The sequence below is a fragment of the Desulfobacterales bacterium genome (assembly GCA_028704555.1).
Classification (GTDB): Bacteria; Desulfobacterota; Desulfobacteria; order Desulfobacterales; family JAQWFD01; genus JAQWFD01.
In genome coordinates this window covers 64,245-88,009 of sequence record JAQWFD010000013.1, presented here as the reverse complement: position 1 = coordinate 88,009, position 23,765 = coordinate 64,245, and the positions used below count along the sequence as shown (strand labels likewise).

Annotated in this window: 17 protein-coding genes and 1 pseudogene; 6 read left to right on the top strand and 12 right to left on the bottom strand. The window is 48.6% G+C overall.

The genetic code is table 11. The features are described 5' to 3' along the window. Positions 1–122 precede the first annotated feature (122 nt). Positions 123–531: pseudogene (locus tag PHQ97_06895) on the bottom strand (IS4 family transposase). Positions 532–1,431: 900 nt separating this feature from the next. On the opposite strand from PHQ97_06895, the gene gspF reads away from it, so the two are divergent. Continuing rightward, a complete protein-coding gene (gene gspF / locus PHQ97_06890) occupies positions 1,432–2,658 on the top strand; it encodes a type II secretion system inner membrane protein GspF (GenBank protein MDD4392461.1) in 1,227 nt (408 codons plus the stop codon). A 234-nt stretch (positions 2,659–2,892) separates the two neighbouring features. Here the strand turns inward: gspF and PHQ97_06885 are convergent, their stop codons facing one another. Beyond that, positions 2,893–3,300, bottom strand: coding sequence for a hypothetical protein (locus PHQ97_06885; protein ID MDD4392460.1), 408 nt, complete (start codon positions 3,298–3,300; stop codon positions 2,893–2,895). A 276-nt stretch (positions 3,301–3,576) separates the two neighbouring features. Here PHQ97_06885 and eno point away from each other — a divergent pair, with 276 nt between their 5' ends. Together eno and PHQ97_06875 are read left to right on the top strand one after the other, a co-directional pair. Then, positions 3,577–4,857 carry a phosphopyruvate hydratase gene (gene eno, locus PHQ97_06880; GenBank protein MDD4392459.1) on the top strand — a complete coding sequence of 427 codons (1,281 nt, stop codon included), beginning with the start codon at positions 3,577–3,579 and terminating at the stop codon, positions 4,855–4,857. Between the two features lie 165 nt (positions 4,858–5,022). Beyond that, a complete protein-coding gene (locus PHQ97_06875) occupies positions 5,023–5,880 on the top strand; it encodes a hypothetical protein (protein MDD4392458.1) in 858 nt (285 codons plus the stop codon). Between the two features lie 157 nt (positions 5,881–6,037). Here the strand turns inward: PHQ97_06875 and murJ are convergent, their stop codons facing one another. Next, positions 6,038–7,639, bottom strand: coding sequence for a murein biosynthesis integral membrane protein MurJ (murJ, locus tag PHQ97_06870; GenBank protein MDD4392457.1), 1,602 nt, complete (start codon positions 7,637–7,639; stop codon positions 6,038–6,040). 234 nt (positions 7,640–7,873) lie between these two features. Between murJ and PHQ97_06865 the strand changes: the two genes are divergently transcribed. From PHQ97_06865 to glmM, 3 genes are all read left to right on the top strand, one after another. Next, complete coding sequence (locus tag PHQ97_06865; GenBank protein MDD4392456.1) at positions 7,874–8,362, top strand: YchJ family protein; 489 nt, start codon at positions 7,874–7,876, stop codon at positions 8,360–8,362. 671 nt (positions 8,363–9,033) lie between these two features. After that, positions 9,034–10,287 (top strand): protein GlmU, encoded by a 1,254-nt coding sequence (locus tag PHQ97_06860; GenBank protein MDD4392455.1) that lies wholly within the window; start codon positions 9,034–9,036, stop codon positions 10,285–10,287. A 55-nt stretch (positions 10,288–10,342) separates the two neighbouring features. Next, a complete protein-coding gene (gene glmM / locus PHQ97_06855; protein ID MDD4392454.1) occupies positions 10,343–11,692 on the top strand; it encodes a phosphoglucosamine mutase in 1,350 nt (449 codons plus the stop codon). 95 nt (positions 11,693–11,787) lie between these two features. Here the strand turns inward: glmM and PHQ97_06850 are convergent, their stop codons facing one another. From PHQ97_06850 to lptD, 9 genes are all read right to left on the bottom strand, one after another. Beyond that, the gene (locus tag PHQ97_06850) at positions 11,788–12,855 is read right to left on the bottom strand and encodes an iron-containing alcohol dehydrogenase family protein (GenBank protein ID MDD4392453.1); all 1,068 of its coding nucleotides are present in this window, start codon (positions 12,853–12,855) and stop codon (positions 11,788–11,790) included. Between the two features lie 25 nt (positions 12,856–12,880). Next, entirely contained in the window at positions 12,881–14,071 is a 1,191-nt protein-coding gene (locus PHQ97_06845; GenBank protein ID MDD4392452.1) for a DegT/DnrJ/EryC1/StrS family aminotransferase, read from the bottom strand. A gap of 93 nt (positions 14,072–14,164) precedes the next feature. Next, complete coding sequence (locus PHQ97_06840; protein ID MDD4392451.1) at positions 14,165–15,580, bottom strand: penicillin-binding transpeptidase domain-containing protein; 1,416 nt, start codon at positions 15,578–15,580, stop codon at positions 14,165–14,167. A 170-nt stretch (positions 15,581–15,750) separates the two neighbouring features. Then, positions 15,751–17,673, bottom strand: coding sequence for a methionine--tRNA ligase (gene metG / locus PHQ97_06835; protein MDD4392450.1), 1,923 nt, complete (start codon positions 17,671–17,673; stop codon positions 15,751–15,753). A gap of 30 nt (positions 17,674–17,703) precedes the next feature. Next, on the bottom strand, positions 17,704–18,570 hold the full coding sequence (ricT, locus tag PHQ97_06830) for a regulatory iron-sulfur-containing complex subunit RicT (protein MDD4392449.1): 867 nt from the start codon (positions 18,568–18,570) through the stop codon (positions 17,704–17,706). 116 nt (positions 18,571–18,686) lie between these two features. Continuing rightward, positions 18,687–19,709 carry a DNA polymerase III subunit delta' gene (gene holB / locus PHQ97_06825; GenBank protein ID MDD4392448.1) on the bottom strand — a complete coding sequence of 341 codons (1,023 nt, stop codon included), beginning with the start codon at positions 19,707–19,709 and terminating at the stop codon, positions 18,687–18,689. Positions 19,710–19,712: 3 nt separating this feature from the next. Then, positions 19,713–19,988, bottom strand: a complete 276-nt coding sequence (locus tag PHQ97_06820; GenBank protein ID MDD4392447.1) for an integration host factor subunit beta — start codon at positions 19,986–19,988, stop codon at positions 19,713–19,715. Positions 19,989–20,064: 76 nt separating this feature from the next. Further along, the gene (locus PHQ97_06815; GenBank protein ID MDD4392446.1) at positions 20,065–20,589 is read right to left on the bottom strand and encodes a UpxY family transcription antiterminator; all 525 of its coding nucleotides are present in this window, start codon (positions 20,587–20,589) and stop codon (positions 20,065–20,067) included. Between the two features lie 506 nt (positions 20,590–21,095). Next, the gene (gene lptD, locus PHQ97_06810) at positions 21,096–23,414 is read right to left on the bottom strand and encodes an LPS assembly protein LptD (GenBank protein MDD4392445.1); all 2,319 of its coding nucleotides are present in this window, start codon (positions 23,412–23,414) and stop codon (positions 21,096–21,098) included. Positions 23,415–23,765 lie beyond the last annotated feature (351 nt).

The window sequence follows — 23,765 nt, the reverse complement described above, 5'->3', positions numbered from 1 at the left end:
TGGGTCACTACATTGACTTTCAAAAAATTCTGATCTAAAAATATCAGATAGTTAGATGACTCATATGGCTCAATTTGGCCAAATTTCATCCTCTACGCCATCAATTTTGGCGAACTTGGGTTAGGAACGCCTCGATTGATATCAAACCCAAAATATCCTTTGGCTTTTTTGGAGCCTTTTCGGTAATCGGCCCAATACATGGACAAAACGGCATCAATTAATGAACCATCTATGTCGACAAGATCACCAAGATCTTCAAAGTTTTTAGGCAAAACACCATGGGCTTGTTTATAGAGTTGTTCAAACAACAAATTGTAGCTGTTCAAGACCGCGAGAGCTTAAAGTTTCAAAAAAGCTGCTTTTACCGATACCATTTTTAGGGGCAATGTGTTGTTTTTCAAATTCATCTTCAGCAAAGTCCTGGATTAGATGACGCCCAGATTGATGCTCCTGTAAATGGAAATATATAATAGCTTTCAACTGATTTTCGAAGGTCATTTTTAGCGGTCGATCTCCTTTGGATAAAAGTTCTGGAGCATCAGGTAATACTTTGAGCATCGGCAAAGCAAACGAATAAAAAGTTTTAGAATCAATTTTTTTCTTGGGTATTTCGATTGGGTGTAAAATGTTTGTATCTCCTTGTTATTGTTATTTATTATAACAAGGAAGCGCAATTTTTTTACCCTGTATGTCAAGAAAAAAATTGATTTAGATGATAATTTTTTTAGCACGTTATATGCAAAAACCTAACCGGACGCCACTGAGAAGCAATAGCATTTCCGAAATCAAAAATAAATATCTTTATTACCCGGACCTCCCGGTCACATTCCACATGCGTTTATGCTTTCAGACCTCATGGCTGAGGCAGTTTCAAAAAAACGACAGATTGTCCATGATCATAATCTTGGGGCTTGATCATAACTGCGGCCATATTCTCCTACGTGCAGTTTTGAAGTCCCGGCCGTTGCCGGCGTCCGATATTTCACGATCGGGGGAAAAGATGCCGGAGCCATGAAGCGTTAAGAAGCGCAAACTGTTTGAGGCTTGACGAGTTTTTGCGCTTTAGTTTCATGGCACCGGCATCCCCCCCGTATCGTGCTGGAGAAGCCGGCAACGGCCGGGACGGTCCTCACGACGTTATGGCCGCAGTTATGATCAAACTCTAATGTTGCATGTTGACTTCGAAAAAAAAACATGAAATTATTTATAAATTATTTCAATAACAAACTGTTAGCCGGAGTACAGTCCGTTCGAAAATAACACTTCTGTATTTACACGAACCTGACCATTTCCCAGAATTCCAATCGATTTATATTCGAAACGGAGGAAATTCACCGCCGAGGACACAGCGGATGGGGGAGGATTCATTTACGGAGCAGTCTCTCAGGGCTTGCTCAAAAACAACTTCGCATTATAAGCTGAAGGCTTCTTATGCCGGTATACGAATATACAGCACTGAATGTAAAGGGGAAAAATATCTCCGGAATCATTGATGCCGAAAGCGCCATGGCCGCACGCCAGAAGCTTCGTGCATCAAATTTTTTTCCGGTATCGATCCAGGAAACTTTTGAAACAACTTCAAAAAAGGAGCCGAAACGACTCTCAATCTTCCGGCCGTCATCCCGCATCAAGGCCGCTGAAATATCGATGATGACAAGCCAGCTGGCGATATTAACCGGCGCCGGGTTTCCGCTTGTTTCGGCTTTAGACACGCTGATTCCGCAAACAAAATCACCATCGTTCAAAAAACTGCTGGCCGGAATCAAAAATTCCATCGTTGAAGGCAACAGTTTTGCCAATGCGCTGGAGATATATCCGGGCACATTTTCATCCCTTTACATCAACATGGTGCGCGCTGGAGAGACATCCGGCACACTCGAAATCGTTCTGGATCGCTTGGCGGACATCATCGAAAAACAACAGTCCCTGAAGACACGCATTCGGGCGGCCCTTGCCTATCCGATATTGATGTCCCTTATCGGCGCTGTCGTACTGTTTTTATTGCTTACGTTTATTGTACCCAGCATCACTTCAATTTTTTACGATATGAACCAGACCCTGCCGGTCCCCACCCTGCTGCTCATCCGCATCAGCGACGGGTTTAAATCCTACTGGTGGTTACTGCTCGGTATCATTGCCGTTTTTATCATCATCCTAAGGAAAATCAAAAAAACCAAAAAAGGAGGATATGCTTATGACAGGGCATTGCTGTCGATGCCCGTCCTCGGGATGCTGCTTCGCAAACTGGCCATCGCCAGATTTGCCAGAACCCTCGGATCTCTCCTTGAAAACGGGGTATCCATGCTGACGGCCCTGGAGATTGTCAAGAATATTACGGGCAACATTCTTATTTCAAATTCAATCGAAGAAGCCGCAGCACAAGTGGAAAAGGGTCAGGGACTGGGCGTATCCCTTTCGGAAACCAAGCTGTTTCCCAATCTCTCCATTCAAATGATTTTGGTTGGCGAACAAAGCGGTGAACTCGAACCCATGCTGAGCAAAATTGCCGACGTATACGAAAAAGAAGCCGAATCGGTTATCATAGGCCTGACATCAATGCTGGAACCGATCATGATTCTGATCATGGGGATCGTTGTCGGTTTTATTGTTCTTTCCATCTGCCTGCCAATTTTTGAAATGAACCAGCTGGTACGGTAAAATCACCGCAAATACGATAAGAAACAGACTCAATCTGTTTTTTGGGGTTTCATGGTCATATCAGTCATCTGGCATCACTTGTTGTATGTGCTCTTTGATACAACATGGAAGACAGTGCAATTTATTCCTGCCGAGACCCTCGCCCGGCAGCCAATGGCTGAAACGGATTTATGGCGGCTGCTTTTTTCTTCGGCGACCGGGGGGTTGCCCTGATCCTGAAAACCGGAACCGGCTCTATTTTTTATCTAATCCTTTTTTAAGCTGTTTTTCCAGTTCCGAAAACAGATTTTTTTTCTTTTCCTCCTGCTGAGCCTGAATCGTTTTAATTTTTTCGGTATAATCTTTTCTTGAATCTTTAAACTTTTTGACCTCTTTTTCCAGATTGGTCCCGGCGCCGCATTGGGGAATTTTTTCAATTTTCAGATGATCGACGATATAGAGTCTGACATCATAAGCGCCTTCGACAGCTTCGATAATGCCCATTTCATGAAGCTTATGGCACACAAAACTGGCCTGCTCCAGTGAAAATGACAACATATTTCCGACATCTTCAACTGTGGGGGGCGCATTGGTTTGATGCTCTATAATCCGAATTGCCGCAACCACCAGGTGTGCACTGGAGTAAAGATCATGACCGTTCATAACCATTCCTTTTTATATATGACAGCGCTACAGAAATCGATACCGCGATCCCAATGCCATTGAAACGCATTTCGGCTCATTGATACCTGCCTTTTGCTGGAAGCATTTCTTACCGATGCCCGATAGCCGAAACCCATGTATTTAAGCACAATTTAAGCACATTCTAAGTACATTCCTTGACATGCAAGATCAACAAGAGTAACTATTCTTATAATTTTGTCAAGTTGACGACTCTGAATTACAAACCATATCCATTATTCTAACAAGGGGGCTTTTATGACTGAAATCATTGATGTTAAAGCAAGAGAAATATTAGACTCCAGGGGCAATCCTACGGTTGAGGTTGATGTAACGTTAGCTTCCGGAATCACGGGCCGGGCAGCTGTTCCATCCGGCGCGTCAACCGGAATCAGGGAAGCGCTGGAATTACGCGATTCGGATGCAAAACGCTTTAATGGAAAAGGCGTAATCAAAGCAGTAGAAAATGTCAATCACGAGATCGGCCCGGCCATCTGCGGCATGGATGCCACCGACCAGTTATCACTCGATCAGTTTATGATCGATCTTGACGGTACGGCCAACAAATCCAAAATGGGGGCCAATGCCATTCTCGGTGTATCCATGTCAGCGGCCAGGGCGGCATCCTCCGCGCTGGAGCTGCCACTGTATCGCTACCTTGGCGGGATTAACGCCCGATACCTGCCCATGCCCATGATGAACATCCTGAATGGGGGGGCCCATGCCGGCAACAATCTCGATATCCAGGAATTTATGATTATACCGTTCGGGGCCGCCAGTTTCAGTCAAGCCCTTCAAATGGGAGCGGAAACCTTTCACAGCCTTCAAAAAATTCTCAAAGGCAAGGGGTTGAGCACCGGGGTGGGCGATGAGGGCGGTTTCGCGCCGGATCTTGAAGCCAACGAAACAGCGATCCAGCTGATTATAAGCGCCATCGAATCTGCCGGATACGTACCGGGTAAGGACATCGGACTGGCCCTGGATTGCGCTGCCAGCGAGTTTTTTGAAAACGGTCAGTATGTGCTGAAATCCGAAAATAAATCCATTACCGGCGAGCAGCTGATCGACTTTTATGAAGAATTAATCGATAAATACCCGATTCTGTCCATAGAAGATGGCCTTGCCGAACAGGACTGGGACAACTGGGAACTGATGACCGATCGTCTGGGCTGTAGCGTTCAGCTGGTAGGTGATGATGTATTTGTTACCAATCCGGCTATTTTCCAGAAAGGAATCGAACAGGGCATTGCCAATTCCATCCTGATAAAGCTGAACCAGATCGGTACCGTAACCGAAACGCTCGAGGCTATCGAAATAGCTAAACGGTCCGGCTATACGACCGTCATTTCTCACCGATCCGGCGAAACCGAAGACACCTTTATTGCCGATCTTGCAGTCGGAATAAACGGCGGCCAGATCAAAACCGGTTCCGTATCCCGATCGGATCGGATCGCCAAGTATAATCAGCTGCTCCGTATCGAGGAAGAACTCGGAGAATCAGCAAAATTTTCAAATAATATTTTTATGATCAACATGTAAAAAATACGGTCTGTTATTTTAACGTACCGTTATGTCCATCTCATGCAGCGTCAGTTTTTTGAGCCCTGAGGCTGCACCATCAGTGCAACAGCAACCTGGCACGTGAAAATCCGGCGACACGAGATGGCGCCCGGTTTTCACGTGCTTATTTTTGCAGGGCAACCTATGTCTGAATATGCAAACCGAACGGTTCGGATGATCGCCTGTATCATCCTTGCCGTATCCGTATGGTGCGGGGTCTCGAATGCGTATGTACTTCAAGGGCCCCAGGTTCTTGAACTGATGACAAAAAACATGGGATCTGCAAAACGCCTGATCGTATTCCAAAGCCTTCAGCTGTTCGATCCGCAGCAGGAATCCCGCACGATTGAATTCAATGAAACGCTGCGATATAATTTTCCGGACCGCTTCCGTTCAGACATCGTATCCGACAATGCCAGACGAATCCATGTGATGTCCGCCGGGGACACGATTACCATCATGGATGAGCAGATTTCACCTGAAACTGAAACGCGCTTTAACGCATATAAGGATGTAATCCTGTGCCCTGGCGGTCATGATTTCGGAAAACGGCTCGCCCGTCTTGGAATCGATGTATCGATTTCAAGTCTGGGTAAATTTCAGAACGATGTCGCATACGTGATTGGTGCCCGGTATCCGGATGTGTCGGAATCACAGATATGGATCGACAAAACCTCCTTCCGGCCCTTTCGATGGCTGCTGAAACATTCAAAAGAAACCAGCGCTGCCGATGGTCTGGAAATCCGATATCGCCAATGGCAAAAAACCGGTAAAATCTGGTATCCGATGATCACCGATTTTTTTATCAGCGGCCGGTTAATCCGCAAGGTGAATGTGAAGCGTATCGAGGTCAACCCGGTTTTTCCGGATGATACCTTTGACATCAACCAGTTAAAATCCCGATACCAGCCTTCTGAACAACCCGTCCTCACACAGCCGGAAACAGTTCCTGCCAATGAAATTCAGCAGACGATCGAAAATTTTAATAAAATATACGAGTGAGGGGGAGTCGGGAGTCGGGAGTCAAAAGTCGGGAGTATTGGGTATTGGGTATTGGGTATTGGGTATTGGGTATTGGGTATTGGGTCTTGAGTCGTGGGTCGTGGGTCGTGGGTCGTGGGTGAAAAATATTTTGCCGCGGATTTACGCGGATCTTTTTTTATTTGTTCTTCTGGCCTCTGACTTCCGTCCTCCGTCCTGTCATCCGATTGACCAGTTTCAACGCCATGGCCTCTACCTCCGCTACCCGGAACAGATATCCGGCTACGGCCAGCATGACGAAAAACGCAGCGGTTACAACAGCGATAACGATAAGGCTTCCGGTAATCGTCGACCCATCCGATACGTGACGGTACAGGATTGTCTTAAACGCTTCCAGCATGAATCCAATGCCTGCGCTGATCAACAGCATCCGCCCATAAAGCGCATATACGGAACGGCTTCCGCGATTGTGGCTTTTTTTGTTCCATACCCCATACAACACCAGCACCTGCAGAACCGCCGACAACGTTACGGCCAGCGCGACGCCCGATATGCCGGCTATCCTGAGCCCGTACCAGTACAGCGGAAGGCTCATCACAACTGCCAGTGTCCCGAATATAGCGGGGAGCAGCGTATTTTGAATGGCATAGTAGCCTCTGACTACGATTGTCTGGGCGGCAAAACCGAATGAGCCGACGAGCAGAAACAACAGTGCCCGTGCGGTCAGCTCGGTCGCTGCGGCATCAAAACGGCCGCGCTGAAAAATAATCATGACCACTTCATGCCGCAATACCATGAGCAGCACCGATAAAGGGATCACCAGTGACAGATATCTCAGAGAATGATCGAGAAGGCGGTTCATCTGCTCAAAGTTTTTTTCAGCCGCCAGACGCGCCAGAAAGGGAAATGACGCCACACCTACGGCCTGTCCGAACAGTCCCACGAGCATCAGCATCATCCGAAAGGCATAATTCAAGGCGGAAATACCGCCTTCGGGCAGAAACGAACCAAAATATTTTAAAAAAATCTCAGTTGAAAAGGTCATGGTCAACCCGATGATCAGCGGCAGGGTCAGGCATATGTATTTTTTCAGATCCGGATGTTTCAGATTGACTCGCATACGCCATTTCATCCCCGCTTTCCGGGCGCCCCAGTACTGAAGAAGAAAATTACCGACAAACGCACCGCACAACACTCCCCAGGAAAATGCTTCCATGCCGAGCCAGGGCCCCAGGATAAGCCCGCCGGAAATAATTCCGAGGTTATAGACTAACGGCGCCAGCGCCGGAAAAAAAAATCTTTCCCTGGCAAACTGGACCGCCATCAACATCCCGCCGGCAAAAAAAAGCAACTGGGCAGGCAGGATAATCCGGGTCATTCTTACCGCCCGCGCGGCCAGTTCAGGATTCTGAACCCCCGGCGCCAGCACCTGAATGAGCCGGGGCGCAAGCATGAAAGCGGCCAGGATCATCACCCCCAGTATGATTCCAACGCTGTTTAATACGGTTGAAAATACCGCCCATCCGTCATCTTCTTTATCCCGAACCAGGTAGGCGGTAAATATGGGAATAAAGGTTACGGACAAAAACCCGCTTGCCACGACATGATTCAGGATTTCCGGAATGACAAACGCAATCTGATAGGCATCTACATCCGCCCCTGCCCCGCCGATATACGCGATCACCATTTCCCTGGCCAGCCCCGTCAGCCGGCTCAGAAAAATGGATGCCATCATGATCAGAGAGGCAATCCCAATTTTTTTATATATTGATCCAGACAAGTTTCCCGCCATTTAATATGACATTTGCTGTACTTTCGGGTTAATTCCATGATATCGATCCCCTTTAGCAAATCGCTTGGTTCCCGTGATGAACTGAGAGAATCGACAGCATCCGGACGGCCCGATCCAACCCGTTAAGCGGCTTCATCTTTTTGGCTTGACTTCAGCCGGCCTTTTTCATTATTAACATACTGAAAATATTGTCAGTATTATATTCATCCTTCAGGAGGTAACATGGATAAATGTCCTTGCGGATCAGATCTTTTCTATGAAGACTGCTGTATGCCATTGATCGAAGGCGACCGATCAGCGCAAACGGCTGAAGCCCTTTTACGCTCAAGATATACCGCTTATACAAAAGCGAAAGCAACCTATATATTGCAGACCGTTCATCCGGATATGCGATCCCAGCATGATGAAAAAAGCATTCTCGAGTGGGCGCAACAGTCCGACTGGCACGGGCTCCAAATTATCAGCACGACCGGCGGAGGGCCTCAGGACACCGAAGGCCGGGTGGAATTTATCGCGGAATATACCCAGAAATCCGTCAGAACAAACCACCATGAAATTGCCGACTTTAAAAAAATCGATGACACATGGTATTTTTACGACGGCAACGCGCCAAAGCCGGAAACATATATTCGAAAAAACCCGAAAATCGGACGAAATGATCCCTGCCCGTGCGGAAGCGGTAAAAAATTCAAAAAATGTTGCGGCAAATAATGACAACTTCGTAAAAAGATTTTCCGAACCGCGAAGGATACGCTATAGAAAAAGGAACGTTATCTGACTGCAAAAGCTGAAAATGGAAAAAGGCGGTGCCCGCTATCTGACGTCTGCCTCACGAAGCCCGACGGCTGGCAGTCAAATAAAAAAGGGTTGGTTCTATCATCGGCCATCGCGTCATCCCCGCGCGGATATCCATTTCGGCAGGCCTTTAGATTCCCGCTTTCGCGAAAACAACGAAAACGGGATGCAACGCTGTAAAAATAAATCCGGCCGAAGTTAGAACCCAACCCGATAAAAACGTATCGGCATTCCCGGAATATAATTGACAATTTCACACCTCCTTATTAATAATGACAGAATATAATTATCCCGGATTCGCTATGCCTCATAATGGACCGGGAAATACCAAGTCAAAACGATCTTTACTTAACGTTACTTCAGCCTTCGGCAGAAGCAGGCATAAGGTCATATTGATCCGGGCATTTTGCCGTTGTTCCAGATCGATGCGGGAATTTGTCAATTCAGCCCGGCGGGCATCCGGATCCCCGACACAGTACGGCATTGTTAAAGCACTCATCATCGGTCTTTATGTCACATACTGGCAACTAACCATTTTCTGATATTCGGGATTACTGCCGATATTTTTCTTTCAAAGGAACAAGCCATTGGACCTGACACTCAAATGTTACGATAAAATCCGACATTTAATCGAAAAAGGCGTATCAATACCCAATCCGTTTACTCTCGATATCGGCGATGAGGTCCATGTGGAGAACATCTCCGGCAGGGGCGTTAAAATTTATCCCGGATGCCGGATTTATGGCAGCAAAACGGTTATCTCTTCAGACACCAAGATCGGCAGAGAAGCGCCCGCAACCATTGAAGACTGTCAGATTGGCGCCGGGGTAGAGCTCAAAGGCGGGTATTTCAACCAATCCGTTTTCCTTGAAAAAGCAAGCATGAATACAGGGGCTCACGTCCGGGAAGGATGTATTCTGGAAGAACAGGCGAATACGGCTCACACCGTTGGCCTCAAGCAGACGATTTTATTTCCCTATGTCACACTTGGCAGCCTGATCAATTTCTGCGACTGCCTGATGTCCGGAGGAACCAGCCGGAGCAACCACAGTGAAGTCGGAAGTTCCTACATCCATTTTAACTATACCCCGGAAAGTGACAAAACCACCCCGTCACTGATTGGTGATGTCCCCAGAGGCGTGATGCTGAATCAACCCCCGATTTTTTTAGGGGGACAGGGAGGCATTGTGGGGCCGATACGATTGGGCTTCGGCAATGTTGTGGGCGCCGGTACCATCATGAGAAAAGATTCCCCTGAAGACAGCAAACTGATATTCGGCAAAGCCTATCGCGACTCGGTCATTGATTTTGTTCCCAGGCTTTACCCGGATTTGTCCCGTATGGTCAGTAATAATATTATTTACATCGCGAACCTGATTGCGTTAACCCAGTGGTATGTTCATGTCCGTAAAGGCGTGATGAGCCGGCTTGAATTCGGCGATCTGCTTTTTTGTGGCGCCACGGAAAAACTGTCTGCTGCCATATCAGAACGAATAAAACGGCTTATTTCCATGGCGGAAAAGATGCCGGATTCACTGGAGGTCAATACACGCAACTCCCGTTCTGCGGAAATCAAACGTGAATTTCATGAAAATATCCACCGGATATGCGAGATATTCCGGGACAATGCGTGCGTCAACAGCACGGCGAGCCATCGTGACCGGTTTCTTTCCGGGTTAAACGCTCATCTGAGCCATATCGGCCAGATGGATTATCTGGATCTGATAAAAGGCCTGCCCCCTGACATTTCACAATCCGGCAGTCACTGGCTGAACCAGATTGTTGAAACCATCTGCCGGAAAGCAGCCTCGGTCGCCCCGGCGATGAATCTGCTCAGCTGAGCACCGGCAAGGGGTTTCATATCCACTGCAAGACAGACGTCAGGAGAAATTTTTCATGGGTAAATTATTCGGCACGGATGGCATCCGGGGAGAAGCCAACCAATACCCGATGGATGCCGTGCTGGCATTTTCAGTCGGGCAGGCGGTTACACATATCCTGAAGAGGGATAATCACTGTCCCCGGATTATCATCGGAAAAGACACACGGATTTCCGGATATATGATTGAAAGCTCTCTTGAGGCAGGCATAACGTCCATGGGAGGGGATCCCTATCTGGTCGGGGTACTGCCAACCGGAGGAATCGCTTTTATCACGGAAAGCATGCGGGCTGATGCCGGAATTGTCATTTCCGCCTCACACAACCCCTACCAGGACAACGGAATCAAAATATTTTCCGGAAATGGATACAAATTATCAGACGCGGAAGAAGAAACGATCGAAGCATTCCTGCGCCAAGGCAACCTGCCGGAGCTGGTCCCGCCCCCGGACAAAATAGGCCGCGCCTATCGGATCGAGGATGCCCGGGGCCGATACATCGTTTTTTTAAAACACACCTTCCCCCGCCGGCTGTCGATCGAGGGGATGAAAATCGTCATGGATGCCGCCAACGGTGCTGCATATAAAGTAGCCCCGGAACTGTTCCGTGAGTTGGGCGCCCAGGTGGACGTGATTCACAACACGCCCAATGGCCTGAATATCAATGACCAGTGCGGTTCCCAGTTCACCCGGGACCTGAGAAACCGGGTCCGGGAAACCGGCGCAGCCATCGGACTTGCATTTGACGGAGACGCGGACCGGCTGATTGCCGTGGATGAAAAGGGGCGGGAAATATCCGGCGATCAGATTATGATCATCTGCGCAAAAATGCTCAAAGATCAGGGACGTCTGAAAAACAATCTTCTGGTCAGCACGGTAATGAGCAATCTCGGTCTGAGGGTGGCATGCAGGACCCTGGGAATTGACCATCACGCCTCCCGGGTCGGGGACCGCTATGTACTCGAAGACATGAAGCGACTGGATGGCATCATCGGCGGGGAACAGTCAGGGCATATGATTTTTCTCGATCATCACACGACCGGTGACGGTCTGCTCACCGCCATTCAACTGATCGCCGCAATGGTGATTGAGGGCAAGCCCCTGTCCGAACTGGCTGCCATAATGGATATTTTCCCTCAGCGCCTGATCAATATCGAGGTCGGATCAAAACCGGAGATTGAATCCCTTCCCCGGGTCGTCGATGCCATCAGGCAGGTCGAATCGGATCTGGGAGATGAGGGACGCGTTCTCGTCCGGTATTCGGGAACTCAGAATCTGTGCCGCGTCATGGTGGAAGGCCCTTGTGAAAACATTACCGAAACCTGTTGCAAACAGATTGCCGATATCATCCGGGAGGAAATCGGATAACCCCCCACCGGAGACAGACACAGACATGGTCAGCCTCCGGGGGGGGTCAGCTTTTTCGATAAAAAATCAACCCGGTACCACCGGATGATATATTCTTACATCCTCAAATACAGATCTTTTATTCTGTCACGCGTCATAACCCGCTTCCAGTCTTTGCCCAGTGCGTTTTCCCACAACGGTTCAAGCACAAGCGCCACATCGACCATCGTCTCCAGTTTATCCGCAGGCAGCCCGGCGGTCAGATTCCGGGGGAGTTGAATATCATGCTTTTTCATCATCTCACGAAACTCACGCACACCGTCCGGATAAAACGCTTCCAGATAATCGAACACAACGCTGTTTCCGATACCATGATGAAGCCCCAGGACAAAGGAAAGACCGTAGGAAAGGGCGTGACAGACGCCCACCTGCGAGTACGCAATGCTCATCCCGCCGCAGTACGATGCCATCATGAGCTTGTCGTCGCTGCCGGGCCCGCCGGACAGAAACACCTCCTGGCACAGGTCCAGTGATTTTTGACCATACGCCTGGCTGAACGAATTCAGATAGGTCCCGGTCAATGACTCGATGCAGTGGATATAGCAGTCCATTCCCGTATAGAACCACTGAGCTTTCGGAACCCCTGCTATCAGCTCCGGATCCAGAACGATCTGATCAAATACAGTATAGTCCGAATTTATCCCCAGTTTCTTCACAGGGCCAGTCAACACCGTCGTTCTGGAAACCTCGGAACCGGTTCCGGACAGCGTGGGAATCCCCACATGATAAACCGCCGGATTTTTGATCAGATCCCACCCCTGATAGTCGGCCGAACTGCCCGGATTGGTCAGCATCAGTGAGACCGCTTTTGACAGATCCATGGTGCTTCCACCGCCGATTCCGATGACCCCTGCGGGCAACTGGCCGGAAAAAGCCTTTACTTTCGCGGTCAATTCATCCACATAAGCGGTTTTTGGCTCATCATCGACATTGACCCACAATAAAAGATCCTGTGGTTTAACCGGCAGCCGGTCTCTCAACGGCTTATCTTCAAACACATCATCGACCAGAAACACCATGAACGAATCGGAACCGACGCGTTTTCCAGAAAAAATATCATCGAGCTGGTTAAAACATCCCCGGCCGAATATCACCTTTGACACCATCTTGAAATTTCGAAACATATCCATTCTCCTTATAAAAAAGCACTTATTTCCCCTGAAAAACCGATGTAATCTTATCGATCCGCTGTGCCAGTTCCTCCGCCGTCCATGACAGCTTGATCTGCATCGAGAGGGTCCGGCCCATAATCCGGTCGGATTCAGGCACCTGGAGCCTGCGGTAATCCGGGCAATTTTCAAGTACGGTAACCGGAAGACGGGCTGCCGACTTCAGCGTTTTCAGGTGGTCCCATTTCCGGACGTAATGCCAGAGATTGTCAAACCAGTAAAAGCAGCCGTCAACACCGGCCTGACCCAGACGGGTTGCGATTTGCCTTGTCCGCGATTCATCGGGCAGGAAAAAAGACAGAAAGGTAGCCGAATCGCCGCTTTCATCCGGAATCTGTCGGAAGGAAATTTCGGGAAACTGACCCAGGGCCTTTTTAAGAACGGCTTTATTCTCCCGCTGTTTTTTCAGAATAATATCCAGTTTTCTCAGCTGGGCAAGGCCTACGGCGGCATTGAGTTCACAGATTCGGTAGTTTGCACCCAGAATAAAATGATTTTCAAGCCCCCGGTCATTGCCGATATGATCATGCCCGTGATCAGAGAAGGCATCGGCTAACCTATACAGCTCCTTATCGTTGGTAATGACGCCGCCACCTTCACCGCAGGTAATGGTTTTAACCGAATCAAATGAAAAACAGCCCATGAGACCAAACGTACCGACATGCCTGCCATGAAAGGTTGCCCCGAGGCTCTGACAGGCGTCTTCAATCAATACCAGACTCTTGCGGCTGCAAACGTCTTTGATTTCATCGATCCGGGCCATGGTGCCACACATATGAACCGGCAATACGGCTTTTGTCCGCGGCGTCATCACTTTCTCCAGTGTTTCCGGATTCAGGCAAAGGGTTTCGTCGATCTCGGCAAACACGGGAACAGCTCCGGCATTCAGGACCGATTCAATCGTGGCAATAAAGGTAAAGGGCGGCACGATGACCTCATCTCCTGCCCCGACACCACAGGCCGCAAGCGCGATATTCAGCGCGGCGGTTCCGCTGCCGCACAGATGGCTGAAGGCTGCCCCGGTTCGTTTTGACAGCTCGGCTTCAAACGCTTTTGCTTTCCAGTGGCCTTTTCGGGCCTGATCAAATCCATATCTGGACAGAACGCCTGTATCCAAAACGTCCTGCACTTCTTTTCGCTCTTCTTCACCAAACCATTCAAACCCCGGCATAGCAATCTCCTTAAGTATTCGCATCAGAACATTAATAATTATAGTAAGAAAACCGAATCGTCACGTAATTCTCCAGATGCGCAGGGACCCTGCTCATGTGGCATCATGATCCGAAGTGGCGCTTTGTCCGGCAAAATATTCCTGAAAATATTTTTTCATGGCAACCCGTGCATAATATCCGGCTCTTTTCCCGATAAACTTTTCATGCGCCACCAGAACCGATACGGCAATTTTCCGTTCACCTGTTTTTTCCTCCGCAAAGCCCACAAACCAGTCATATCTGGCATCATGCGTTCTGTTATCAATGGAGCCGGTTTTCCCGCCGATATCCAGTCGTGACAGGACACGATCTTTCCGGCAGCCGCTGAATGCTTTTCGACTGGTACCATACCGGACCGTGGCTTTCATCATTTCTTTGACCATAGCCGATGCTTCCGGCGTCATGGCCTGATGAACCAGTACCGGCTGGCTGCTGCTGTAGAGGCTCTGCTCATTTTCATCGATAATTCGATCGATAATACTCGGTTCAAACAGTTTCCCCTGATTGAGTACCGGCAACACCATCAGCGCACCATGAAGCGGGGATATAATGGTATCATTGTTGAACCCGCTTGCCACCTCCGCCCACTGGTAGGGCTCTGAAGTCAGCAAAACCTTACTGGGCAACAGCTCAAGCTCAAAGCCGATCGGCTGGTTAAATCCAAAGGCAACGGCATATTGCTCCAGAATCGTTTTTCCCAGATACAAGGCGCCAATTTTCCCGAATACCGGATTGATCGACTCGGCAAAAGAGGACTGGAATGTAATTCGATTGGTATACTTACTGATCTTTTCCCTGATCTGGGATTTATACAGCGTATGTTTTCCTCCGTTATACGTCAGGGGAGAGGTTAATTTCAGTCCGCACGTTTCAATGGCGGCAGATGCCGTAATAATTTTAAACAGGCTGGCCGCAGGAAATCGGTTGTTGATACAGGGGTTGTTCGACGCATCTGTCTTGTCCAGGCCGGTCATGGCCAGCACCCTTCCGGTTAAAGGCTCCAATACCACGATGGCGATAAATCTGGATGTCGACGGATCCATTTTTTTTATCAGATACGCCTGCAGCGACATATCCAGCGTCGTATCTACCCGCAGCACCTTATTCTCATAATCGATGTCAAAGGAACTGTTTTGAAGATTGACCAATGATTTGCCGTGAAGGACCTTCCGGATATCTTCTTTGTTACCCCCCAGCACGACCGATTCGACGGGTCCGGCCGGTTCACCGGAACGGGTAACCACGCAAGAGGCCTTGTCGATCCGGCGTTGAGCCACGTAATGAAGTGCTGTTTTTCCCAGCCAGGTCAACGTACAGACAGAAAAAAAGAAAACAGCGACGAACGGAATAGATCGAATGATATTCCGGACCCGCTGTTTTCGAATCTCATTGTCCCGTAGCCTGCTTTGATATTGTTTCCATGAAGGCCGTTTGACCGAATCTTTTATATGTTGCCGCTTAATAAACATCTGGACGATCTGCTTCAAACGTTATGTTGACGGAACCGGTTACGGGCCTTGGAGCTGATGGCTTTTTGCGGACAGCGAACAGAAAAACCGGATGCAGTTACGGCTGCCGGCTGAAACGTACAAAGACCCCGCCATTACCGATACCCGATAATTCTTTGGCCCTCCTTGTTTTACTTCAGGGGGGTTCCGGGGGTTACGTTTCGGTCGACGGTGGCCAGACTGCACTGCTGCTGATCGACTGCGGCCAGCACCATGCCGTTGGACAAAATCCCCATCAGTTTTGCCGGTTTCAAATTTGCCACGACAATGATCTGCTTACCTTCGAGTTCTTCAGGAGTATAACTGCCTGAAATACCTGCCACGATGGTTCGTTGCTGGCCTAAATCCACCAGCAGTTTAAGCAGTTTTCTGGCTTTGGGCACAACTTCGGCACGCACCACGGTCCCGACTCTCAGGTCAATCTTCTCCAGCGTCTCGAAGGTAATTTCCGGTTTGAATTCAGGTAGTTGAGATTCAGGCGCCGACAGTTGATCCGCTTCGGATTTGTCTTTATTCGTGTCCACTCTCGGGAACAGAACAATGGATTTTGGCAATTCAGTGCCCGCCAAGATGGTATTCCAGGTCCTGAGCCGGTCCAGATGATAAAAGGGTTCATCCGGATTCAATCCCAGATGGACTCGCATCTTCACCGCTGTATCGGGCATGACCGGATAAATCAAACCGGATATGATCCTCAATCCTTCAAGGAGATTATAGATCACCGCTTCAAGCTGTTTGCCGCTCGTTTTCTTTTTAGCCAGTTCCCATGGTGCCGTCACATCAATGTATTTATTCATGTGACTGATCAATTCCCAGATGGCGATCAACGCCTTATGAAACGCAAATTCCTCCATCGCCATTTCAAATTCGGAAATAGTATTCAGCGCTCGGGTCTCGAGCCCCAATTCGAATTCCTTCTCCACCTGGAGATCCACGCGGGGAACCACGCCTTTGAAATATTTATGGACCATGGCAACCACCCGTGAGAACAGATTCCCCAGATCGTTGGCCAGATCCGAATTAATTCGCTGGACCAGCGCCTCTTCGCTGAAATTGGAATCCAGCCCGAAAGTCATATCCCGCATGAGAAAATACCTGAAGGCATCCAGGCCATAGACGTTTTTCAATTCAAGGGGTTCCACCACATTTCCAAGACTTTTGGACATCTTGCTCTGATCGATGTTCCAGTATCCGTGTACATTCAAATGCTGGTAGACGGGGATACCGGCGGCTTTGAGCATGATCGGCCAGTATATCCCGTGAGGTTTCAGAATATCCTTTGCAACGATATGCTGTGAAACCGGCCAGAACTTTTTAAATTTTTCGCCATCCGGCCATCCCAGGGCAGAGATATAATTGATGAGCGCATCAAACCAGACATAGGTCACATAATTTTGATCGAACGGCAGCGTGATCCCCCACTCCAGACGTGTTTTCGGTCTGGATATGCATAAATCCTCCAAGGGTTCTCTTAAAAACGCCAGCACTTCATTTTTGTACCGTTCCGGTCGGATAAAATCCGGATGTGTTTTGATATGATCAATCAGCCAACCCTGGTAATGGCTCATTTTAAAAAAATAATTGGACTCTTTTATGATTTCAGGCGCTGTCTCATGATCCGGGCATTTGCCGTCCACCAGTTCCCGATCGGTGTAAAACCGCTCACAGCCAAAGCAGTATTTGCCTTCATATTCACTGAAGTAGATATCCCCCTGGTCATAAATCTTCTGGAGGATTTTCTTCACCACCGCTATGTGTGAAGCATCCGTCGTCCGGATAAACTGGTCGTAGTTGATATTGAGTTCGGGCCAGAGCGCTTTGAACAGGGCACTGATCTGATCCACATATTGCCGGGGAGTGATCTGCTTCTGGCGGGCAGCGCGTACGATCTTGTCTCCGTGTTCATCGGTGCCGGTAAGAAAGAATGTGTCCGCCTTTCGCATGGCATGATAACGGCTGGCAACATCAGCTACAATGGTTGTATACGCATGCCCCAGATGGGGTCTGGCATTCACATAATAAATCGGTGTGGTAATATAAAACGGCTTCGGCATGTTTTCTCCTGTTCGCTGTTCTGCTTGTCGTCATTTTTTATCGTTATCGCCGGAATTTTCTCCGACAGTCGTGTCATCAACCGTAATTTCGATTTCCTTATCGTCCAGTTGAATTTCATCGATGCCTATCAGCATTTCAGATCCGTCACTGATCTGGACAACCACTTTCTGGCCGACCACATCGTGCCGGATAATTTTTCCCTCTCCAGCTCGTGTCAGAACCTTTTTACCGATTTTGGGAAGACTTTTCTTCATATCACGGTATGTTTTATCTTCAAACGTCAGGCAGCACATCAAACGACCGCATACCCCTGAAATTTTGGTCGGATTCAAGGACAATCCCTGCTCCTTGGCCATTCGGATGGAAACCGGCTCGAAATTTTCCATAAACAAAGAACAGCAGATCTGACGTCCGCATCGACCCAGTCCTCCGCACATCTTCGCCTGATGGCGTATCCCGACCTGGCGCAGTTCGATCCGTATTCCGAAATGTTTGACCAGCATTTTCACAAGCTCGCGAAAATCGACACGGCCTTCGGACGTATAAAAGAAGGTCAGCTTGTTTGCATCGAAGTTGCTTTCGACGAAAAACAGATTCATCTTCAGTCCCAGCTCATCGATGCACTGCTGGCAAACCTCCTGGGCTTTCTGCTCGAACTGGCGATTGGCTTCGATCTGTTTGCAGTCGTCTTCGGTGGCCAGCCGGAACACCTTTTTCAGTGGCTTTTCGGATGAACGCTCCTCAACCGGCACCGGCTCAACCGTTACGACCCCAAGACCCAGGCCCTGTTCGGTTTCAACAATAACCCGGTCACCTTTTTTCAATATAAATACCCCACAGTCAAAATCATATATTTTCCCTGCGGGTTTGAATCGTATACCTACTACTTTACTCATCAGTTATATAAATGGCCGCTTAAAGATGTTTAATCATTATTCAATGAACATACAAAAAAACAGGCGCGTAACGTAACGATGTTACATCTGTGGCAGATACCATTTTCCTTGTTTTTTTATCCGGCGGTCTTACCGTTTTCACGGCAGCATCTGGCAAGACTCATAATCAGAAGGTCTAAAGTCAGCCGCATATTTGCGTTGGCCCGGATATCCTTTCGGGCCGTTTCGATCGCCTCGATTCCGGAAAGCAGCGAGGCTTCATCAATCCGCCTGGAACCGGCGGCAATCCGCTGGCCCATGTCGATGTTGACAATTTTCCCGGGACGATACCTGCATACAATCAGATCCCGCAGCCATGAATTTACGATCTCAAGGCTATCCGACAGGCTCTCTTTATCCTCAGCCAGCTTTACAGCAAATGCCATCAGCAGATTTACCGGCCTGGACGGCAATGCCTCTATCTCATCAATGAGCCACATCCGACGGCTGTTCCAGCGTTTTTCTGCCCTGGACAGCGCCCTTGAATAACTTCCGCCGGCCATGGACGCAATGATTGCCGCATCTTTCCGATCAAGACGGGTACGTTCCATCAGCAGTGACTCAAGCGTCTCCCGGGGAATCGGATCAAACCGGATGTGCTGGCAGCGGGATACGATTGTGGGCAAAAGATCAGATATTTGAATAGCGGTCAATATAAATATCGTCCGCTCAGGGGGTTCCTCAAGAGCCTTTAAAAGGGCATTGGCCGCTTGAGGATTCATGGTCTGGGCATCGGAAATAATCACCACCCGTACGTTTGCCTCGTAAGGCTTCATCGTAAGTGTACGGCACAATGTACGAATTTGATCAATCCGGATAAAATTCCCTGACGGTTTCAATTCTATGATATCGGGATGGATACCGGAACTGATTTTTCTGCAGGCTCTGCAACTGCCGCACGGATTGGTTGGATAACACGCATTCTCAGAGGTTGCTGACGTACAGTTACAGGCCATTGCAAACGCTGTGGCTGCCGTCCGCTTGCCCACGCCCTCAATTCCAGTAAACAGCAGGGCATGAGGAATCCCGCCCTTCTTTAAAAGGGTGGTTAGCATCTGTATGGAACGCTGTTGACCTGTTATATCTTCAAATCCAGGCAAAATTTATCTATCAACCCGTTCTTTAAGCTCTTTTCCGGACTTGAAAAACGGCAGTTTTTTGGGCTTGATCTCAACCTTTTCTCCGGTTTTTGGATTTCTGCCGACATAGCTTTTATATTTTTTGACAAAAAAACTGCATAACCCCCGGATTTCAACCCGTTCACCCATCGCCATGGCATCGGCCATATTTTCAAAAAATATCTGCACGATTTTAGCTGCCTCGGCTTTTGAGATGTCAGCTTCGTTTTTCAACGCTGAAATAAGCTCCAATTTATTCATGAAAACTCCTTGTCAATATAATGAAAACAAAATATTTCAGATGCTGAATAGCACAACTTAATCAGAAGTCAAGTCGTTATACCAAAATTCTGATCAGTATTTCAATATCATCTTCATCGACATCCACCGCGGCAAACTGTCCAAGCGCTTCGATGTGAACCATCACCCGTCCCTTGCCGCTGTAGCGCTCGAAGCTGCCGATCACACCGGTAAACGGCCCCTGAACGACCATGACCTTGTCGCCTTGATTGTAACGGCTTCCGGTGATCACTTCATTCTCCCCGGAGACCATGATTCTGAGAGATTCGATGTTTTCATCCGGTACGGGAACAGGCCCGCGGGTCGTCCCGATCAATCGGACGGCGCCACCTGTCTTGAGTATCCTCAGGTGCTCATTCGGGTCCAGATCTGTCTTGACAAACACGTACCCCGGAAACAGGGGGACCCGAATCATCTTTTTCCGATCCTGGCGCTTGCTTCGGATAAGCATTTTCGGAAGAAAAACCTCCAGTGATTTCCTGCTCAGGCTCTCATGGACCACATTTTCGAATCTGCTTTTCGTATGCAGTACATACCACGAACGGATCAGTTTATCAGTCATATCAGTGTTCCCAGGTCATGTTAAAATCAGCACTCAACAAATTAAAACACCCCGCGTTGTCCCGAATCAGCATGGCATCCTGTTTTTTCACTTTGTCACCGAACGGATCAAATCCGCCGGTGTAAGGGCCTCGGAAACCCAAAAAGTCTCAGCAACCTTGATGGACGATCTGCGGACTTTACAACCCTGAAACCCTGCTATGTGGAGCGCCATCCCCAGTGGGGTTGGAACATCCAGCCACCGTCAAGGCAACACCCGGTTTGTCATTCATGAGTAAATTGAGAAGATTTCCCGTGAACCAGCTAAGGCAAGAACATGCGACTTCCGGACGGCAAAACAACATTCATCTTCAATTCATGCATCGAATCGATTTAATTTTTTTAACTGTATCAAAAAAGCCTGTTTCAGTCCATAGGCATAGTGCCTGGCCGGAAATCCGATATTTTTTTTCACGCCCGTGGCAGACAAATGATATCCTCAGGGATACAAGATGCTCCGCATGGCCCTTAGAACCCGGACAAGGAAACCATAGCCCGTATCCCCTGGTCATCGTCTTCATCCGTATAGCAGACATCGATGGACCAGCACTGCGACTGATACAGAAAGCCTGTGCTCTGCCGGATTTTCAAGGTATCAAACAGGTTGTACTCGTAATCAGCGTAAACCGCAAGGGCATCTGTCACTTTCAACCGCAGATCCATGGAAACCGATTCGCTTGTATTCTTGGAATACCGGTATTCCAGGCTCAACCGATTGTCCCGTTGGCCCTTCAGGCTCAGCGACACATTGTTCGATATCAATTCATTTTCATAGGGTGCCCATTCGGCATCAGCCTGCAACGAAATAAACGACCAGGGAACCAGTTCCAATTCAGCTTTTACCGGCGAAAAGGGCTGCCGGTACTGTTCATTTTCCATGCGGTCTGGATCCTCTTCGGCTTCTTCAAGATCATAAGACTGCCCGAGCTTGAGCCGGCAGAACCGGGTATAATTATAGTCAGCATCCGAATTCCGGCTGTCAGGGGATGAATTGCCTGCCGCCGCTTTAACTCTGGACCGGTATGTAATGATATTGGTGATCGAATAGGAAATCCGGTTTTTTTTACCGATCCGATCGATCGAATCAAACATCGGGTATTCGTCCTGATTCTGGCCCGGGATATAGTCATATTCAATTCTTGGAATCAAATCATGTTTGATCCGGTCCACCCGCGCCCCGTCAACCTCGTATACATGAAACAGCCTTGACGCAAAATCCAGGCCGACATCCGCCACCTGGCGGGAAAGCGTCCTGTCCCGACCGTCTTCGAAATCATCATATTGATCCACAGACCACAGGGTCTGCCGAAGTCCGACGGAGGGTTCGATCGTCACGCACTGTTTGAACCGGTATGGGCGATAAAGCCTCGGGTACACATCCAGCCGATGCCCGCGTGTGCCGTCTTCTCTGTAGTAATAAATATATTCACTGTCCAGATCATAATAAAACGGGGTGCCCGACACGCTTTGTTTCAATGCATCAAACTGAACCGAAGGCAGTTGCTGGAGCGTGGTATCCGACTGGTCGCTGTCATATTTTGTCGCATCTTCATACCAGCGGGCTTGTGCATTGAACGTAAATACCGGCCACAGCCGGCTGATATTGAGCCGGTTTACCCTGACCGGGTCATCATAGTCATCGAGTTGTCTGCCGAACTGCGCATTGAAATACGCCGCGGTTTCATCAAAACCGGAGTAGCCCTCCTTGAATTCATCAAGATAATCCTGATCGCTGACAATATCAATATCGAGTCTGGCAAAAAGGTCATACGCCAGCGGCTGATCATGTTTCATCCTTATCCAGTAACGGTCTGAATTGGGCCGCAACGCGTCATCGCTTTCATAGCCCCAGTTTGCACTCGAATCTCCGGAGCCGTCATCGACCTTTCTGTCATTTAATACATCCACGAACAGGGCACCTTTGGACTGTTCATCCAGCACATAACGATATTCTACCCCTGCCTTGTTTCCCCGTTGCTGCATATAGTATTCGTAAAAGGTGGCGTCGCTGCTCTCATTGATGGCCCAGTAAAACGGCTGGTTGATCTCTACGCCTTTGCGGTCGGAATAGCCGATCTGAGGCATCAGAAAACCGGTCTGCCGTTTGAGTTTGACCGGAAAAACCAAATACGGGCTGTAGAGCAGCGGCAGTTTTTTCGCCCAGAAGGCAGCATGGGTGGCAACCCCGTAGCCATCAAGGGTTACTTTCAGATTTTCCCCCGTAATTTTCCAATCCGGAACATCCCCGTCGCAGGTTGACACGCTGGCCTTTTCAGCTTCATAAGCATAGGGCCCGATTTTTCGGATCGAATCTCCCCGGATATAAAAATGATTCTCCTTAACGAATACGACCCCGTCATATAAAATCCCGGTTTCATCATCCAGGTTGATCTCCAGCCTTTCTCCGGAAAGATAATCTTCCCCTACCCGCATTTTCACATGCCCGTCCGCAACCGCCTCCATGGTAACCTGATCAAAACGGATACGATCTGCAAAAATACTTTTCCCCGGTTTGTCGATCCGGACATTTCCCCTGGCATTGTACAGCCTGCTTTTCTCGTCGTAATCGATTTCATCAGCGGTGATATGCCACGGCTGTTTTCCGTTCTCATCAAAAAGCCCGGAAAATCCGTCTTCGGAACCATACCCATTCTCAGGCAGGCACATCGCCACGATATGTGCAAAAACGATCAGCAGGACAAGACCGTACCTGAAATGAATCCCGCAGATCGGGTCCGCCGGGTTACCGGTGTGATTCCTTTTAAATAACTGTCTGCACCGCATCATTTCAGACTCATCATCCAATTTATTTTTAGCTTTTAAGCTATGTGCATATGGTGAAAAAACAACCCCGAATACAGCTATAGAAAATGACTTCAAGCCCCTATGCTCAACCATCGGCCAGTTACCGGCAGGTAAGCTGACGGCCTTACCCAAAAAAAGATACCTCCTGTTCATGTGCCTGCTGTCTCAAAAACCGTCAAGTGGTGTGAATAAATCCGAGTATGGATAAAAAGTCAAGATTGATTTGGATCCGACTTTTTATTTAATTCGGAGACTAAGGCAACGGCAACGGGATGATAAAATCAAAAGATTTGCTTGGAATTCATTTCAGGTCATGCTAATAGGTGCGAAATC

Bases quoted from the DNA above. Each gene is read 5' to 3' on its own strand.
- gspF (MDD4392461.1), top strand. From the start codon at position 1,432: ATGCCGGTATACGAATATACAGCACTGAATGTAAAGGGGAAAAATATC.
- PHQ97_06885 (MDD4392460.1), bottom strand. From the start codon at position 3,300: ATGAACGGTCATGATCTTTACTCCAGTGCACACCTGGTGGTTGCGGCA.
- eno (MDD4392459.1), top strand. From the start codon at position 3,577: ATGACTGAAATCATTGATGTTAAAGCAAGAGAAATATTAGACTCCAGG.
- PHQ97_06875 (MDD4392458.1), top strand. From the start codon at position 5,023: ATGTCTGAATATGCAAACCGAACGGTTCGGATGATCGCCTGTATCATC.
- PHQ97_06865 (MDD4392456.1), top strand. From the start codon at position 7,874: ATGGATAAATGTCCTTGCGGATCAGATCTTTTCTATGAAGACTGCTGT.
- glmM (MDD4392454.1), top strand. From the start codon at position 10,343: ATGGGTAAATTATTCGGCACGGATGGCATCCGGGGAGAAGCCAACCAA.
- PHQ97_06850 (MDD4392453.1), bottom strand. From the start codon at position 12,855: ATGTTTCGAAATTTCAAGATGGTGTCAAAGGTGATATTCGGCCGGGGA.
- PHQ97_06845 (MDD4392452.1), bottom strand. From the start codon at position 14,071: ATGCCGGGGTTTGAATGGTTTGGTGAAGAAGAGCGAAAAGAAGTGCAG.
- PHQ97_06840 (MDD4392451.1), bottom strand. From the start codon at position 15,580: ATGTTTATTAAGCGGCAACATATAAAAGATTCGGTCAAACGGCCTTCA.
- metG (MDD4392450.1), bottom strand. From the start codon at position 17,673: ATGCCGAAGCCGTTTTATATTACCACACCGATTTATTATGTGAATGCC.
- ricT (MDD4392449.1), bottom strand. From the start codon at position 18,570: ATGAGTAAAGTAGTAGGTATACGATTCAAACCCGCAGGGAAAATATAT.
- PHQ97_06820 (MDD4392447.1), bottom strand. From the start codon at position 19,988: ATGAATAAATTGGAGCTTATTTCAGCGTTGAAAAACGAAGCTGACATC.
- PHQ97_06815 (MDD4392446.1), bottom strand. From the start codon at position 20,589: ATGACTGATAAACTGATCCGTTCGTGGTATGTACTGCATACGAAAAGC.
- lptD (MDD4392445.1), bottom strand. From the start codon at position 23,414: ATGATGCGGTGCAGACAGTTATTTAAAAGGAATCACACCGGTAACCCG.